The sequence below is a fragment of the Streptomyces cellostaticus genome, assembly GCF_023630175.1.
Classification (GTDB): Bacteria; Actinomycetota; Actinomycetes; order Streptomycetales; family Streptomycetaceae; genus Streptomyces; species Streptomyces cellostaticus_A.
Genome location: NZ_JALLIN010000109.1, coordinates 1 through 2418 on the forward strand (window position 1 = coordinate 1; position 2418 = coordinate 2418).

The window sequence follows — 2418 nt, forward strand, 5'->3', positions numbered from 1 at the left end:
CCCCCCGTGGTTGCCGTCTCCGTACCACGGCGTCTGCCCCAGCCCAGGTGGCCTGGCCGGGTGAGCCTGGGCTGCCGCCGCTGCACGTCGGCGCCTACGTACCTCCCCAGCGGCGAGAGCGCCACCCGCAACCACGACAACTCCCGCGCCCCCGAGAATCCACGGCAGTGCAGAGCCGTCGCTCCCAGATGCGGATGCTGTCGGCGATGGGCTGCCGTCATCCTTCGCGGAGGCCGTGGCTGACCCGTTGGAGGTCTTGGGTGCCGCTTGCTTGAAGTCGGGCAGCGGGTAGACGTCGGCCGGGCCGGGGTCGCCGGGGTCGGTCAGCGCGATGCGGGGGCGGACGGCGCCGTAGCCGAGGTAGTCCGTGCGCTCCTTGCCGCTTGTCGGCTTGCTCGCGGTGTTGAGCATGCCCCGCAGCACCTGGTTGTTGGTCCAGTTCGGGTGCTTGGACCAGATCAGGGCGGCGGAGGCGGAGGCGAGGGCAGTGGCGTCACTGGTGCCGTGTGAACTGCACAGTTCTGTGCCGCCGAGGCAGGCGGAGATGATGTCCTCGCCCGGCGCGACCAGATCGACCTGGGGGCCGTGCTCGGACTCCTTCGTTGCCTTGACGCTTTTGTCGATCGCTCCGATGCCCACTACGCCGGGAGTTGCGCCCGGGTAATTGACTTCGTTGAGGGCGTCGCCGTCATTGCCCACAGCTGCGAAAATCAGCTTGCCTTTGGACAACGCATAGGCGACAGCGTCCGTCAGCTCCCGAGAGTTCTCGGCGCTGCCTCCCGAAATGCTGATGATCTGGGCGCGGGAATCGGCCGCGAACCGGATGGCCTTCGCCGTGGTGGTGGGAAAGTCGTCCTGGTTGCCGTCAGCGCGGTTACGCTCGATGAAGCCCGGAGTACGGATCGGCATGATCTTGGTCCCGGGAGCCAGGCCGTACGAGCCCGTAGTCGCATCCTTGGCACCGGTGCCGGCGATGAGCACGGCCATGGTGGTGCCGTGACCGTCGTAGTCCGTACGTTCGTCACCGGCGCGCTTCGAGAAATCCTTGCCGGCAACGACCTGGCCCCGCAGGTCCGGAAGGTCGGCCTGGACACCGGTGTCGATCACCGCGACCGTGATGCCCTTGCCCGTACTGGTCTTCCACATCTCATCGGCGTGCATGGCATCGAGGTACCACTGCCGCTCGCGGACAGTATCAGCGTGCGCGGGAGTAACGGCAACGCTCGCCAACAAGGCCCCCGCGGCCGCGGACACGGCCCGGCTGCGCCATCTCGCCCGCTCGCTGCGGCTGCGCATGGTCATCCTTCTCGTCCTAGGTCTCCATCGGGCCCTTTGGGCAGTGGCGGCGGGAGTGGTCGGTTCTTCTTCTCCGCTGCCTGGTGCTCCGCGTTTCCCTCTGCCTGGTGCTCCCTGTCCTCTGCCTGGCCGGTCTCGCGGCTGCCAGCGCGCCTGGCGCGGACTGAACGGTCGTCACGCTTCGGGACGGGGGGAGAGGCACCACGTGATGGTCCACCTCGCTGCTGCAGCGGCTCGTTTGCGCTCGCTTCGCTTGCGGACCGGACACCTCGCGAGGTGAAACCTGCCCGCTTGCGGTCTCGGGAAGGTCTGGGCTGCCCCCCGACGATCCCGTTGGACGAGGCAGGCATTCGCCCTCGCGCCGCGCCCTCGCGGTTCGCAGCGCGGTCTTCGTCGCGGGCCGGCGTGGCCCCTGTGGCACGGCTTCTCAGCCCGGCGCCACGGCCGCTGGGAGCTTGCTGCTCGTTCGGAGTGCCGCCGATGACGTTGCCACGTGGAAACGCACCGGCAGGCCGTCCCGCCGTTGGCGAGACGGGACGACCGCCTGTGATGCCATTGGCGCTCCTGGCCGAGGGGGAGCCAGTCGGCCCGGGCTCAGCGCCGGTCGCACCGGGGCCGTAGGGGCCGGAGAATCCGCGTCCTGGGACACGCGGGCCCGCGGACGTACCCGGTCCGGATGGCGTGGCCAGAGGGCCCCGGCCACCGTACACAGGACGCTCACCGCCTCCTCGGATACCGGGAGGCAAGGGCGTTCCGGTCCCGAACGCAGGTGACGGGAGTGACCCGGTCACCGATGGTGCCCGACCGTCCGGGCTGCCCCCCGGTCCGACAGGCGGCGCTGACGGGGAGGCGGGATTCACCGGAGCAGACGGCAGGGTGCCTGTGCTGTCGATCACCGTGTTCGCAGCATCTACGTGATGTCGCGGCAGCGGAACATCTGACACGCTGGCTACATCCGTTGGATGGTGTGGCAGGGACACCCTCAATACAGGACTCGTCCGGCTCACGCTGGAGTCGACGGTTGTCTGCCGTACTGGTACCTCTGTTCGCACGGGCGTCCCGGGGTAAGTCCCCTTTCCCCCGTCGGTAGGGGCGGAAATATGAGTTTCGCCGCCGAACCGA

1 protein-coding gene is annotated in these 2418 nt (G+C 68.8%); it reads right to left on the bottom strand.

Features of this window, described 5'->3' with window-relative positions; translation table 11 throughout:
- The coding region (gene mycP, locus MXD57_RS31160; RefSeq protein ID WP_250405569.1) for a type VII secretion-associated serine protease mycosin at window positions 1-1296 on the bottom strand (1296 nt) is incomplete at its 3' end.
- Between the last annotated feature and the right edge of the window lie 1122 nt (window positions 1297-2418).